Origin of the sequence: Alishewanella sp. BS5-314, from assembly GCF_025377695.1 — a bacterium.
GTDB classification, from domain to species: Bacteria; Pseudomonadota; Gammaproteobacteria; order Enterobacterales; family Alteromonadaceae; genus Alishewanella; species Alishewanella aestuarii.
The window spans coordinates 2,027,063-2,040,333 of sequence record NZ_JACEHJ010000002.1; the positions used below are offsets into that span (position 1 = coordinate 2,027,063).

At 54.0% G+C, this 13,271-nt stretch carries 14 protein-coding genes; 7 read left to right on the forward strand and 7 right to left on the reverse strand.

From position 1 onward, the window contains the following. Nucleotides 1–19: 19 nt before the first annotated feature. Nucleotides 20–508, reverse strand: a complete 489-nt coding sequence (locus tag H1D31_RS13940; RefSeq protein WP_238534552.1) for a Spy/CpxP family protein refolding chaperone — start codon at nt 506–508, stop codon at nt 20–22. A gap of 141 nt (nt 509–649) precedes the next feature. Between H1D31_RS13940 and H1D31_RS13945 the strand changes: the two genes are divergently transcribed. Genes H1D31_RS13945 through H1D31_RS13955 form a run of 3 tightly spaced genes read left to right on the forward strand, consistent with a single transcriptional unit; the run spans nt 650 to nt 3,768 of the window. Continuing rightward, a complete protein-coding gene (locus H1D31_RS13945) occupies nt 650–1,348 on the forward strand; it encodes a response regulator (protein WP_008950082.1) in 699 nt (232 codons plus the stop codon). Continuing rightward, complete coding sequence (locus H1D31_RS13950) at nt 1,345–2,706, forward strand: ATP-binding protein (RefSeq protein ID WP_261259402.1); 1,362 nt, start codon at nt 1,345–1,347, stop codon at nt 2,704–2,706. The genes H1D31_RS13945 and H1D31_RS13950 overlap by 4 nt, the downstream gene beginning before the upstream one ends. A 24-nt stretch (nt 2,707–2,730) precedes the next feature. Then, entirely contained in the window at nt 2,731–3,768 is a 1,038-nt protein-coding gene (locus tag H1D31_RS13955; RefSeq protein WP_008950083.1) for an alpha/beta fold hydrolase, read from the forward strand. Here H1D31_RS13955 and H1D31_RS13960 read toward each other — a convergent pair. After that, the gene (locus tag H1D31_RS13960; RefSeq protein ID WP_008606980.1) at nt 3,765–4,229 is read right to left on the reverse strand and encodes a tRNA (cytidine(34)-2'-O)-methyltransferase; all 465 of its coding nucleotides are present in this window, start codon (nt 4,227–4,229) and stop codon (nt 3,765–3,767) included. The two genes, H1D31_RS13955 and H1D31_RS13960, sit on opposite strands and share 4 nt — an antisense overlap. Nucleotides 4,230–4,330: 101 nt before the next feature. On the opposite strand from H1D31_RS13960, the gene H1D31_RS13965 reads away from it, so the two are divergent. Further along, on the forward strand, nt 4,331–6,208 hold the full coding sequence (locus tag H1D31_RS13965) for a putative bifunctional diguanylate cyclase/phosphodiesterase (protein ID WP_261259406.1): 1,878 nt from the start codon (nt 4,331–4,333) through the stop codon (nt 6,206–6,208). Here the strand turns inward: H1D31_RS13965 and gpsA are convergent. From gpsA to H1D31_RS13985, 4 genes are read right to left on the reverse strand one after another with little or no spacing between them, the layout of a single operon-like run. Further along, nucleotides 6,201–7,211, reverse strand: coding sequence for an NAD(P)H-dependent glycerol-3-phosphate dehydrogenase (gpsA, locus tag H1D31_RS13970; RefSeq protein WP_008606978.1), 1,011 nt, complete (start codon nt 7,209–7,211; stop codon nt 6,201–6,203). The two genes, H1D31_RS13965 and gpsA, sit on opposite strands and share 8 nt — an antisense overlap. Further along, a complete protein-coding gene (gene secB / locus H1D31_RS13975) occupies nt 7,211–7,699 on the reverse strand; it encodes a protein-export chaperone SecB (RefSeq protein WP_008606977.1) in 489 nt (162 codons plus the stop codon). Before secB ends, gpsA begins: the two co-directional genes overlap by 1 nt. Before the next feature lie 16 nt (nt 7,700–7,715). Next, entirely contained in the window at nt 7,716–7,973 is a 258-nt protein-coding gene (gene grxC, locus H1D31_RS13980) for a glutaredoxin 3 (protein WP_261259412.1), read from the reverse strand. A 2-nt stretch (nt 7,974–7,975) separates the two neighbouring features. Beyond that, nucleotides 7,976–8,401 (reverse strand): rhodanese-like domain-containing protein, encoded by a 426-nt coding sequence (locus H1D31_RS13985; RefSeq protein ID WP_409976784.1) that lies wholly within the window; start codon nt 8,399–8,401, stop codon nt 7,976–7,978. 202 nt (nt 8,402–8,603) lie between these two features. Here H1D31_RS13985 and gpmM point away from each other — a divergent pair, with 202 nt between their 5' ends. From gpmM to H1D31_RS14000, 3 genes are all read left to right on the forward strand, one after another. Next, nucleotides 8,604–10,148 carry a 2,3-bisphosphoglycerate-independent phosphoglycerate mutase gene (gene gpmM / locus H1D31_RS13990; protein WP_261259416.1) on the forward strand — a complete coding sequence of 515 codons (1,545 nt, stop codon included), beginning with the start codon at nt 8,604–8,606 and terminating at the stop codon, nt 10,146–10,148. Then, on the forward strand, nt 10,148–11,287 hold the full coding sequence (locus tag H1D31_RS13995; protein ID WP_261259417.1) for a murein hydrolase activator EnvC family protein: 1,140 nt from the start codon (nt 10,148–10,150) through the stop codon (nt 11,285–11,287). Before gpmM ends, H1D31_RS13995 begins: the two co-directional genes overlap by 1 nt. Nucleotides 11,288–11,401: 114 nt before the next feature. Further along, nucleotides 11,402–12,178: a divergent polysaccharide deacetylase family protein gene (locus tag H1D31_RS14000; RefSeq protein WP_008950090.1), complete on the forward strand. Its 777-nt coding sequence runs from the start codon at nt 11,402–11,404 to the stop codon at nt 12,176–12,178. A 203-nt stretch (nt 12,179–12,381) separates the two neighbouring features. On the opposite strand, the gene rpoH is transcribed toward H1D31_RS14000, so the two are convergent. Continuing rightward, on the reverse strand, nt 12,382–13,233 hold the full coding sequence (gene rpoH / locus H1D31_RS14005; protein WP_008950091.1) for an RNA polymerase sigma factor RpoH: 852 nt from the start codon (nt 13,231–13,233) through the stop codon (nt 12,382–12,384). Between the last annotated feature and the right edge of the window lie 38 nt (nt 13,234–13,271).

Genomic DNA, 13,271 nt, shown 5'->3' on the forward strand with positions numbered 1-13,271 from the left:
TGCCTGAGCGGGTTGACGTTTAGCCCGCGTTCGCCGGCTGCCGGGCTTTGCGTTCTTTACGCTCGCCCGAATGCTGACGCCATGGTTTGCCCTCGCCGCTTTGGCGTTGGCTACGCAGCTCTGCCAATTGCTGCCGTTGTTCCGGCGTTAAAATCTGATGGATTTGATGCTGTAACTTTAACCGCGCTAACTGGTGCTGCTCACGCTGCTCTGCACGCTGTGCCAGCAGTTGTTGCGCCGCCAGCTCGTCAAACTGTGGCGCGTCCAGCAGCTGTTGCATGGCTTCTGGATTACGCTGTTGTTGCCGGGCTTCGCGATGTTGCTGCATCAGACTCTGGATTTGTGCCCGCTGTTCAGCACTCAGATCCAATTGCTTTAATGGCAGCATAGTTCGCTCATGCCGCTGTCCCTCACCCTGCCAGCCTTTGCCAGGATGCGCCAGCGCCAGTGGGCTGCTTAACAGTAATACAGTACTTAAGGTCAAAATTAAGGTATTCGTTTTCATCATCTGCACTCCGCTTGGTTGACGCTTTCAGTTTAGCGCCGCTATTGCAAAGCAACGCAAAGCCAGCGTAAAGGTTCTGTAAAGGCCCTGACATTGCCCAGTCAAGCACGTAAACTGCAATTGTGATCACCTTTGAGGTATAAGATGCCGAAAATTCTGATGATTGACGACGATGTTGAGCTGACCCGCTTAGTGGCGGAGTATCTGGCATTAGATGGCTTCGAGTTTCTGGCAGTGCATGACGGCGAGCAGGGCCTGCAACAGGCCGCCAGCGCCGGCTGCGATCTGATCCTGCTGGATGTGATGTTACCCAAACTGGATGGCCTGTCCGTTCTGAAAGCGCTACGTCAGGGCCCCTACTGCCCGGTACTGATGCTAACGGCGCGCGGTGACGATATTGATCGCATCCTCGGTTTAGAATTGGGAGCCGATGACTACCTGGCTAAGCCCTTTAATCCACGCGAACTGGTAGCCCGGATCAAAGCTATCCTGCGCCGGATCGAATTATTACAGCAAGACGCGCCGCAGCAAGCCAGCGTGTTGGAGCTGAATGCCGTTAAACTCAATAGTCAGAACCGTCAGGTCAGCTGTAATCAGCAGCCGGTCACACTCACCGCGACGGAATTTCAGATTTTGGAGCAGCTGATGCGCCGCGCCGGCGAAATTGTCAGTAAGGATGAATTAAGCCGCCTGGTGTTGGGGCGGCGGCTGCAGCAGTATGATCGCAGTCTGGATATGCATATCAGTAATATCCGCAAAAAGCTGGCGCAACATAGCGACAGCGAAAAAATCCAGACCCTGCGTGGCAGTGGCTATTTATTTCTGACGCAGGGTAACGCATGAACTGGCAACACTTAAACCCGTTAAACTCGCTGGCCGGCCGGATCTTCCTCTGGTTCTGGCTGGTATTGCTGTTGACCGTGGCTTTAACTTTAGTGCTGTCACGCCAGCTGATGGAAGATACCGAGATCCGGCGGCTACCACCCGGCGTGATCCAGCAACTGCAGCAACAGCTACAGCCCTTGCGGCAAAGTCAATCCGCTGCTGAGCTGCTACAGCGCCTGGCCGCGCACGGCGAAGCACGCTGGGTGGTGGTGCAAACGGCGGATAATCAAGTGCTGACGCCTGCACTGCTGCCGCGTAACTTTAACCAGAACTGGCTGGCTGAGCTAAATCAGCTGAACCGGCCACGCTTGCTACGCCATAATAATACTCATCTGGCCGGCCCCTTTATGCTGCAGCTTGGCGAACAGCAACTGGCGCTATATCAGCTGCGACAACGGCCGGCGCAGCCCTGGTGGCGCCTGAGCAGCCTGTCACAGCCGCTGCTGATCCTGCTGCTGGTGCTGATCTCCGCGGCCGCCAGCTTTGCGTTAGCCATTTCAATCTCGCGGCCACTGCGCGAGCTGGTGCAACAAAACCTGCAATTTGCCAGCGGCAAACTCGATAGCCGGGTGCAGCGGCTGGCCAGACGCCCGGATGAATTGGGACAGCTGGGCCGTAGCTTTAATACCATGGCTGAACAAATCAGTGCCCTGCTACATAATCAGCAGCGGCTGATGCGGGATATCTCGCATGAGTTGCGTTCGCCGCTGGCCAGAGCCCAACTGGCAATAGCGCTGAGTGAGCGCCAGCAGGATCTGCAGCAGTTGCCGCGCTTAAAAAGCGAGTTGGAACGGCTGGAAGCCATGCTGGATGAATTACTGACCTTCAGTAAGCTGGACGCCGGCCAGTATCAACTGGAGCGTCACCCGCTGGATTTGGTCGCTCTGGCCGAGGAAGTACTGAGTATTAATCAGCTGGAAGCCGATGCCAAACAACAACAGCTGGTGCTGCAGGCTCCCGAACAGCTATGGCTGGAAGGCGACAGCCGTTTGCTGGGCCGGGCACTGGAGAATATTGTCCGTAATGCGATGAAATACAGTCCGTCCGGCAGCCAGATTAATTGCACCATAAAGGTGCATGACACTCAGGCACAGCTGAGTATCAGCGATCAGGGCCCGGGCTTGGCCAGTGACCAACTGGAGCAAATTTTTCAGCCGTTTTACCGCGTTAGCCACAGCCGCGATAGCCAAACCGGCGGTACTGGTCTGGGGCTGGCTATTGTGGCCCAGATCATCCGCCAGCATCAGGGGCAGGTCAGCGCCAGCAATGTCAGTAGTGGCGGTTTGCAGATTAATGTTACACTGCCCCTTACCTGAACCAAGCCGTTACCCTGTCTGCCGATGACTCAAGCTTTTCCCGATATTCAGCAACTGGCCACTGAAACCGACCTCAGTGAGCACTGGCAAAGCCGCTTGCTGCCATTCTGGCAGCAGCTGCAGCATGGCGTTTTAAGCGGTAGCGGCGATGTGCCACTGGCCTATAGCTATCATCGTAACCCCGCCGCCAGCACGGCCTGGGTGATCAGCAGTGGCCGCATTGAAACGGCGATTAAATACAGTGAATTGATGCTGGAACTGGTTAACGCCGGTTACAGTGTTTATATCATCGATCACCGCGGTCAGGGCCGCTCTGGCCGCTTACTGGCCGATCCGCAACCCGGTTATGTCGAGAGCTTTGCGCATTATCAGCAGGATCTGGCACAGTTTTTACAGCAAATCGTTGAACCTGGCGGCCATCAGCGGCATCTGCTGCTCGGCCACTCTATGGGCTGTGCCATCGCAGCGGGTTTACTCACTGCTGAGCCCTGGCAGCGCTGGTGGCGTTTTTTTGATGCGGCGGTCTTCTGCTCTCCGATGTTGGGGATCCATAGCGGACCTGTGCCAACCCGGGTCGCTGAAGGCCTGGCGCTGGCTTATTGCCGCAAGCTCAGAGCTGAGCCAGCAGCTCAGGCTGGCTATTTCCCAGGCCAGCAAGCCTATCAGGCCAAGCCTTTTGCCGGTAATGATTTAACCTCCAGCCCGGCGCGCTATCAGGCGCTGCGCGATTGCTATCAGCGTGAGCCAGAGTTGCAACTGGGCGGTGTCAGTTGCCAGTGGCTGGTGCAGGCGATCCTGGCCATGCGCCAGCTCAGGCGGGATGTAGTACATTGCCAGACCCCGCTGTTATTGCTACAGGGCAGTGCCGATAAGGTGGTGGCCAATGGTGCACAACGGCAGTGGTTCGATGCACTGCCCGCCGCTTTACCCAAGGCGCTGTATAGCCTGAATGGCGGCAGGCATGAGCTGTTAATGGAGCAGGATGCGATCCGCCAACAGGTGCTGGCGGCCATTAATCAGTTTTTACAGCAACTAAGTCATGGCAGCGAAAGGGCCCTTTAAAGTCCGCCCGGATATCCCAGCTGCCGCCACGCCTCATAGCTGACAATAGCCACACTGTTCGACAGATTCAGACTGCGGGCGCCCGCCTGCATCGGGATCCGCAATTTCTGCTCTGCCGGCAGACTATCGCGTACACTGTCCGGTAAGCCACTGGTTTCCGAGCCAAACAGCAAGACATCGTCCGGCTGAAAGCTAACCTGATGATAAAAGCGCGTCCCCTTGGTAGTGATCGCAAAAATCCGCCGCCCCTGCATGGCGCTTAAAAACTGCGGATAATCCGGATAACGGCTGACATTGGCCAAATCATGGTAATCCAGCCCGGCCCGCCGCAACTTTTTTTCTTCAAAATCAAAACCCATTGGCTCGATAATATGCAAGCGGCAGCCATTGTTGGCGGCCAGACGGATAATATTGCCGGTATTGGGGGCGATTTGTGGCTGAAATAGCGCCAGATGTAACATTCATTAAGCTCCGGTTTTTATTTCGTGTTAGCTCTTGTCCTGTAGGTAACAAAGCAACTATATTTAACAGTGGTTATTAATTGAACAAGGAATGTGTGCCCATGCTGTTGCTCACCCCGGGCCTTTGGTTATTGTTGCTGAGCTGGTCTTTCCCCGCTGCCGCCGAACAAAGTGTTATTGAAGGCGGTTTCTTATTAACGCTGGCGGCACTTGGTGTACTCAGCCTGGCGCTGGCCCTAACCTGGCTTAGTTTAACACGCCGCAGCCGCGCACTGGATGCCCAGCGCCAGGATTTTCAGCAATTACTGGCCGAGACCCCGGGTGCCATCGCTATTCTGGATCGCAATCTGGCAGTACGAAATGCCAGCAGTTCGTTAAAAAGCCTGTTAAAAGAGCAGGATAACAGCAGTGTCAGTATCAGTTTGCCGCTATTTGCCGATGCCGATGGCCAACATGCACTGGACCTTACGCTGAAACAGCAACTGCGACAGCAAGGCTTTTGGCACGGCGAAGCCTGGCTTAAAAACGAACGTCATTGTGAGGCCTTCAAGCTAAGTATCCATACCTTGCGCCAGCAGAGCAGTAAAGAACCGCGCTATATGTTGTACGGCCAGAATATCACCCATCTACGTAGCCAGAGTGCGCGGCAACAACAGCAAGTGTTACGTGATGACAGTACCTTACTTCCGAACCAACTGTTGTTTACTGAACAATTACGGCAGGCAATCCTAAGCTGTGACGAACATTACCCCAGTGTCGCCCTGCTATTAGTCCAGCTCAGGACCAGCCCGACCGCCACTATGGATGTCACCCCTGATGAGTCTCAGCTCATCGAAGCGGCAAAACGTTTACAATTGCTGGTATCCGATAAATTAGTGCTGGCACGCTATCAAAGTGACTGCTTTGCGATTCTGGTGCCACCGCATCTGTGCCAAACCAACAGTACCATCCTGCTTAATCAGCTGGCACATAAAATCATTGCTGGCTTCCGACAAGCTGATCCTGATGCTGCTTACGCTAATCTGAGGTTAGCAATAGGTATCAGCTGCAGTCCAAATGATGGTGAAGATGCGACCAACTTAATCAACAGTGCGGAGCGGGCACTACGACTGGCCAGCCAGCAGCAGGACCATGCTCTTTGTTTTGCCGACAGTGGCAGCCAGCAGCAGGCACCGGATTATCTGGCACTGGAAAGCGAACTCTACCGCAGTGCAGCCCAGGGAGAGTTTGAGCTGTTTTATCAGCCCAAGTTTAGTATCAGCAGTAACCGTATCGCCGGTTTCGAGGCCTTATTGCGCTGGCCCAGCCCGCGTCGCGGCATGCTGCCACCACCAACCTTTCTGCCACTGGTAGAAGAAACCGGCCTGATTATCAATCTGGATCGGCTGGTATTTCGCAAAGCCTGTAAACAAGTTAGTTATTGGCAACAAACCGCGCTGATGCGTGGCCGGCTGGCACTGAATATTTCAGCCCAGCAGTTTGCCCAAACCGATTTTATCCGTTTTATGCAGGATACGCTCAGCGAGTTTGAGCTGAGCGCCAGTTTGTTTGAGCTGGAGCTACCGGAAGCGATTTTTAATCACCCGACTATTTGGCTGCGTGAGCGCTTACACAGCCTGGAGCGCATGGGGTTCCGGGTCCTGCTCGACAATTTCGGTGATGGTATAGCATCGCTGAATCAGCTAAGACAATTTCCGTTACACGGCGTCAAACTGGCACCCTCGCTGGTGCGTTATATTGAGCAGCAGGAACAACAACGTAATATCTGCGCCACCCTGATCCGATTAGCGGGCTATTTGCAGTTGGATGTGATTGCCACCAATATCGAAACTGAAATGCAGGCGTACCTGCTGCATGTGATGGGCTGCGACTGTCAGCAAGGACATCGCTTCAGCCGGGCGGTGCCGGCTGAGGATATCGGACAACTATTACTAAAAGAAAATCAACTGCTGAATAATCAGCGGCAGCTGGCTAACTGATCTCGTCTTTACGCTCGCGGCCCAGCAGATCCTGGGCTGCCAGCTTGACGTTTTTCCCTTGATATAACACCTGATAGATCTGCTCAGTGATCGGCATTTCAACGCCAACCCGCTGCGCCAGATTAAACACCTCTTTGGCGTTACGGAAACCTTCCACCACCTGACCGATCGCCTGCATCGCCTCTTCGACCCCTTTGCCCTGCCCCAACAGCAAGCCAAAGCGGCGGTTACGTGACTGGTTATCAGTACAGGTTAATACCAGATCTCCCAGCCCGGCCATGCCCATAAAGGTATCCTTTTGCGCGCCCATGGCACAGCCAAGACGACACATTTCAGCCAGCCCCCGGGTGATCAGGGCTGTGCGGGCATTAGCACCAAAACCAATACCATCGGCCATGCCAGCACCAATGGCGATCACGTTCTTCACCGCGCCCCCCAGTTGCACACCAATAAAGTCGCTATTGGTATAGACGCGGAAAGTACGGGCACAATGTAGCAGATCAGACAGCTGTTTGATAAAAGCCGGATCGGCAGAAGATAACGAGATAGCAGTGGGTAAACCAGCAGCCATTTCTTTGGCAAAGGTGGGCCCGGACAGTACCGCCAGCGAGACCTGCTCACCGAGGATCTCACGGGCGACATCCTGCAATAAGCGACCGGTTTCCGGCTCCAGACCTTTGGTTGCCCAGGCAACCCGGGCATCCGCAGCCAGTAACGGCTTAATCTGTCGCAGGGTTTCAGCAAAGGCGTGGCTGGGCACCACTACCAGAATATCGCGGCTTTGTTGCACGGCATGCGCCAAATCCGCTGTCACTTCCAGGGTTGGCGGCAGTGGAATATCCGGCAGGTATTTCTGATTCAGCCGTTGCTGCTGCATCTGCGCCATTTCGGCAGCATTGCGGCCCCACAGCGTAATAGGGTTACCATTGCGGGCCAGACAAATGGCAAGGGCAGTGCCGTAAGACCCTGCCCCTAATACCGTGATCGCAGAAGCGCTGCTCATTAAGCGTTCAGTTGCTGAGTTTCGGCCTGACGCTGTTGCAGATACTGTGCAAATAAGGCGTCAAAGTTAACCGGTGCCAGATTCAGCTGTGGGAAGGTACCACGGTTAACCAGGTTAGACACCGCTTCCCGTGCGTACGGGAACAGAATGTTCGGACAGAATGCCGCCAGCATATGCGCCATTTGCGGCTCTTCTAAAGCACCGATAGAGAAAATACCTGCTTGTTGTACTTCACACAGGAAGGCAGTTTCTTCACCAACAGTGGTAGTCACGGTCAGTGACAGGATAACCTGATAAACATTGTCTTCCAGCTTTTCGCTGCGGGTATCTAAATCCAGTTTAACTTCCGGCTTCCACTCTTTGCGGAAAATCGCAGGGGCATTTGGCGCTTCAAAAGAAATGTCTTTTACGAAGATGCGTTGAATTGCAAACTGTAAACCCTGTGCAGCCTGTTCTGCTGCGATGCCATTGGCTTGTTGTTCTGCCATGATAAATCCTGTTTAGTTATGCTTGTAATAATGAATCGAGTTTACCCTGGTTATCCAGAGCAACCATATCGTCACAGCCACCAATGTGCTGTTCACCAATAAAGATCTGCGGCACTGTAGTGCGGCCATTCGCCCGGCTAATCATCTCATCCCGGCGCTCAGGGTGCAGATCGATGCTGATCTCCTGATAAGCCACCTGCTTCTCACGCAATAAGCCTACCGCTCTGACACAGTAGGGGCAATATGCTTTAGTGTAAATAACAACGTCTGCCATGCTTACCTCTTTGCTTTGACAACCGGCAAACTGGCACCGGTCCAGGCATTCATACCGCCCTGCAGCACTGAAACCTGAGTAAAACCTTGCTTAGACAGGGTTGCCGCGGCTTTTTGCGCACTGACACCCATCTGACACACTACTATAATGGGCGTATCTTTTTGCTTTTCAAGGCCAGACAACTGCAGATTAGCAATTTGCTCCTGCTTAAGGTTCCGGGCGTCGGTAATATGCCCCTTGCGGAAATCGTCCTCACTGCGAATATCCAGTAGTACGGCATTTTCACGGTTCACTTTTAACGTCAGTTCGGTCGGGCTGACCGCTTTCACCGGTGACAATTTCGACTTTAACCAGCCACCGATAATCAGTACCACTAACACCAGCCAGATCATGCTGAGCAGCAGATGATTTCCAATAAATTCGATCATTTGGTCCATAGGGCAAAATTTCTTCTGGTTGAGATTAAAAACAGCGCTGAGTATACCGATTTTATCGAAAATCGACAGCTAAAAAACCGCTCAGCCGGTTAGTACCGGCGGCTAACGGCGAATCATCACTGGTGCAAAAGCAAAAAAACGGTAAGATAAGCGCATTATTCCGCCACCTTTGTAATCTGTTAAGGGAGATGCTATGTCCGCACCGAAAAAACCCCTGGTTTTATTAATTCTGGATGGATGGGGCTACCGTGAGGAACAACAGCATAATGCGATCGCCCAAGCCAATACCCCGGTAATGGATGCCTTATGGCAACAGTATCCACACACCCTGATTTCCGGCTCTGGCCTGGATGTCGGTTTGCCTGACGGGCAAATGGGTAACTCCGAAGTTGGCCATGTCAATCTTGGCTCGGGCCGGGTGGTATATCAGGACTTTACCCGCATTACCAAAGCCATCGCTGATGGTGATTTTTATCAGAATCCAGTGCTGGTGCAGGCGGTAGATGCCGCAGTTAGTCAGGGCAAAGCCGTGCATCTGATGGGCTTGCTGTCACCGGGTGGTGTACATAGCCATGAAGAACACTTACTGGCAATGGTGCAACTGGCAGAGCAACGTGGCGCGACCCAGGTGTATCTGCATGCCTTTTTGGATGGCCGCGACACCCCGCCACGCAGTGCCGCCGCCTCGCTGGCGCTGTTTGAACAACACTTCGCGCAAAGTGGTAAAGGTCAGATCGCGTCCATTATCGGCCGTTACTACGCGATGGACCGTGACAAACGCTGGGACCGGGTAGAACAAGCTTATAATCTGCTGACGCAAGGTCAGGCCGCGTATCGCTTTAACTCGGCCAGTGACGCCTTGCAAGCCGCCTATCAGCGTGATGAGAACGATGAGTTTGTCAAAGCCTCTGCCATTTTGAATGCTGCCGGCGAACCAATTCACTTACAGGACGGCGATGCGCTGATCTTTATGAATTTCCGCGCAGACCGGGCCCGTCAGTTTACCCGCGCCTTTGTCGATGCTGATTTCAATGGCTTTGTCCGCCAGGCGCAACCGAAGTTAAGCCAGTTTGTGATGCTGACCGAATATGCTGCTGATATTGCGGCGCCCTGTGCTTATCCGCCAGAAAGTCTGAACAATGTGCTGGGTGAATGGCTGGCTAAGCATCAGAAAACCCAGCTGCGGATCTCCGAAACCGAAAAATATGCGCATGTGACTTTCTTTTTCAGTGGCGGTCGCGAAGAGCTGTTTGCCGGCGAAGAGCGGATCCTGGTGCCGTCGCCACAGGTCGCCACCTATGACCTGCAACCTGAAATGAGCTCGGAAGAACTGACTGACAAGTTAGTCGCCGCCATTCACAGCGGTAAGTTTGATGTGATTATCTGTAACTATCCGAACGGCGATATGGTTGGTCATACCGGCATTATGTCAGCCGCCATCAAGGCCGTCGAAGCAGTTGACCGCAGTATTGGCCGGGTGGTTGCAGCCTTACAACAGGTTGGTGGTGAGTGCCTGATCACCGCAGATCATGGTAATGCCGAACAAATGCAGGACCCGGATTCTGGCCAGGCCCATACCGCCCATACCAGTGATCCTGTGCCGCTGATCTATGTCGGCCGCCCGGCTACGGCAGTGGAAGGTGGCATCCTCAGCGATATCGCGCCGACCATGCTGCAGCTGATGGGTATGCCGATCCCCGCCGAGATGACCGGCAAAGTCCTGATGCAATTGCGTTAATGTCAAAGCGCTTGCCTTACCTGTTCGCAGGCTGTTTCTGGCTCAGCCTGCTGTCCACAGCCACGTCTGCCCAGCAGACGCCGCAGGCTGAGCGGGAATTACAGCAGCTACAGCAACAAATCAAGCAAACCGAGCAGCAAGTCCGGCAACAACGCCGTCAATTGCAACAGGCGGAGCAGCGGTTGCAGGCCGCAGACAAAGCTCTGGCGGAAGCCGCTCGTAAACTCAGGGACACTCAGGGCCGCCAGCAACGGCTGGAGCGGGAAAGTGCTAACCTGAACCGGCAGCAACAGCAATTGCAGCAACAACTGGCAGAGCAGCAGCAATTATTGGCTGAACAACTAAAAAGTGCCTACAGCCTGGGTCAGCACGATTACTCGCGCTTGCTGTTAAACCAACAGGATACCGGCAAGCTGGAACGGGTGCTGACCTATTATCAGTACTTTAATCAGGCCAGATTACGTCAGCTAGCTCAAATCAATCATACCGTCAGTGAACTGGATCAGGTCAAACAGCAACTGGCCAATCAACAGCAGCAGTTACAAACCGAACTCAGTGCCCTGCAACAACAACAGCAACAACTGAGCGAAGCCCGCGGTAGCCAGCAGGCGTCCGTCAATGAATTGCAGGCGCTGTTAAAGCAGCAGGGTAATCAGCTTAGTTATCTGCGGCAAAACGAAACCACGCTGCAAAATACCATCAACGAGCTACGTCGTCTGGCGGAGCGTAATCGCGATCTGTCAGGGCTGACCGCAGGTCGGGGCAAGTATCCCTGGCCACTGCGTGGCCGGGTATTGCAGCGCTTTGGGCAAAACCGCCAAGGTGGCCTGGCCTCACGCGGTATCCTGATCCAGGGGGTAAGCGGTGCTAATGTGCAGAGCATCGCGGATGGCCGGGTGATCTACGCCGACTGGCTAAAAGGCTATGGCTGGGTGATTGTGGTTGACCACGGTAAAGGCTTTATGAGTCTGTATGGCCATAACCAGAGTTTACTGAAGCAGCCCGGTGACAATGTGCGCGCCGGTGATGCCATTGCTCAGGTTGGCGCCAGTGGTGGTCAGGCAGACCCGGGGTTGTATTTTGAAATCCGGGAAAAAGGCGAAGCAGTTAACCCGTTAAATTGGCTGGGCGCACAATAAAAAACTTGCACCCGACTAAGGCTGTCCTATAACCTGAATGGGTGAGGTTAATATCAGGTTTTTCAGTATGCTGCGCATGACAAGCGGAAAACCGGAGCAATAAAAGGAATCCTAGTGCGACTGCTGCGTCTGTTATGTCTGAGCCTGTGCTGTCTGAGTTTACCGCTACTGGCCAGCCCCCGGATTGCGATCATTATCGATGATATTGGTTATCAACGCGCCGATCTGAAGATGGTTGAGCTGCCGCATGCGCTAACCTATGCCGTACTGCCGCATACTCCCTATGGCCGGCAAGCCGCCAGACAAGCCGCTCAGGCGAAAAAAGATGTGATGCTGCATATGCCGATGGAAGCCAGCCAGCAAAATGCGCTGGGGCCGGGCGCGCTGACCCGCAATATGAGCCGCCAGCAAATTCATCATACCCTGCAGCAGGCGCTGGCAGATATCCCATACGCTATTGGCATTAACAACCATATGGGAAGTCTGTTTACCGCGCTGGAGCAGCCAATGGACTGGACCATGGAGTACCTGCAGCAGCGCCGGTTGTTCTTTGTCGACAGCCTGACCACCCCACAAAGTACCGCCAAAAAGTACGCCAGCCAGCATGGCGTGACGCTGCTGTCGCGGCATGTATTTTTAGACAATGAGTTAAGCGAAGCGGCGCTGGAGCGGCAGTTTAAACAATTACTGCAAATTGCCCGCCGCCATCAGGTCGCGATTGCGATTGGTCATCCGTACCCGGAAACCTATCGCTTTCTAAAACGCCGCTTGCCGCAGTTGCAGGCAGAAGGCATTGAGCTGGTGGGGATCTCGGCGTTACTGCCACAGGAACATCAGGTGATAGCGGCAGGTGTGACCGCACCGGCGATCGCGGCACCACAGGAAGAATAATCATCGCTTATACCCTTCGTCTTTCAAGATGCACGGGTGTTGGCTGCGTCCGTCCACTGGAGCGCCAGCCCGGCCCAATCACTTAGTAAAGCTAAGCTCATGGGGATGAACGAACTTGCCGCCTACGTGCATCTTGAAATCCATTGGGTATAATAAGCAAAAACGGCGCTGCGGCGCCGTTTTTTGTCAGTCTGTTTTGACTATTAGTGCTGCAATGCCTGCTGCAGCTTTTTCATCGCATTTTTCTCCAGCTGCCGCACCCGCTCAGCTGAGACCTGATAGCGATCGGCCAGCTCCTGCAGGGTCAGCTTCTGGTTATCCAGCCAACGGGCACGTACGATATCCTGGCTGCGATCATCCAGGGTGCGAATCGCCGCCTGTAGCCGATCCACTGCTGCAGTGTCCCACTGATCATCGGCAACCTGCGCCGCCAGATCAGAACTTTTATCTTCCAGATAGTATACCGGCGCCGTATAGGCCTGCTCGTCGTCCTCATCCGGCGCATCGAATGGCATATCATAGTTGCTCATCCGCGCTTCCATTTCACGCACTTCGTGCTCGGCCACACCCAGTGATTCAGCGACCTGCTGTACTTCCTGCTGATTAAACCAGCCCAGATGCTTTTTGGCCTTACGCAGATTAAAGAACAGTTTACGCTGTGCCTTAGTGGTGGCAATTTTAACGATGCGCCAGTTTTTTAGCACATATTCATGAATTTCGGCTTTAATCCAGTGCACGGCGAAAGACACCAGGCGCACGCCTACCGCCGGGTCAAAGCGCTTTACCGCTTTCATCAGGCCAATATTACCTTCTTGAATTAAATCGCTGATTGGCAGGCCATAACCGGCATAGCTGCGGGCAATATGCACCACAAAACGCAGATGCGACATAATCAACTGGCGCGCCGCTTCTAAATCACCGTCTTGCTGCAGGCGTTCGGCCAGACCGCGCTCTTCTTCAGCGCTCAGCATCGGGATAGTACTGACGGCATGGGTGTAAGCCTCCAGACTACCGCTGGCTGCTACCGTAAGGGGCATGTAAGCTGATTTCGTCATGGTATTGCTTATCCTGTGTTGAACTAAGTGAGCTGATA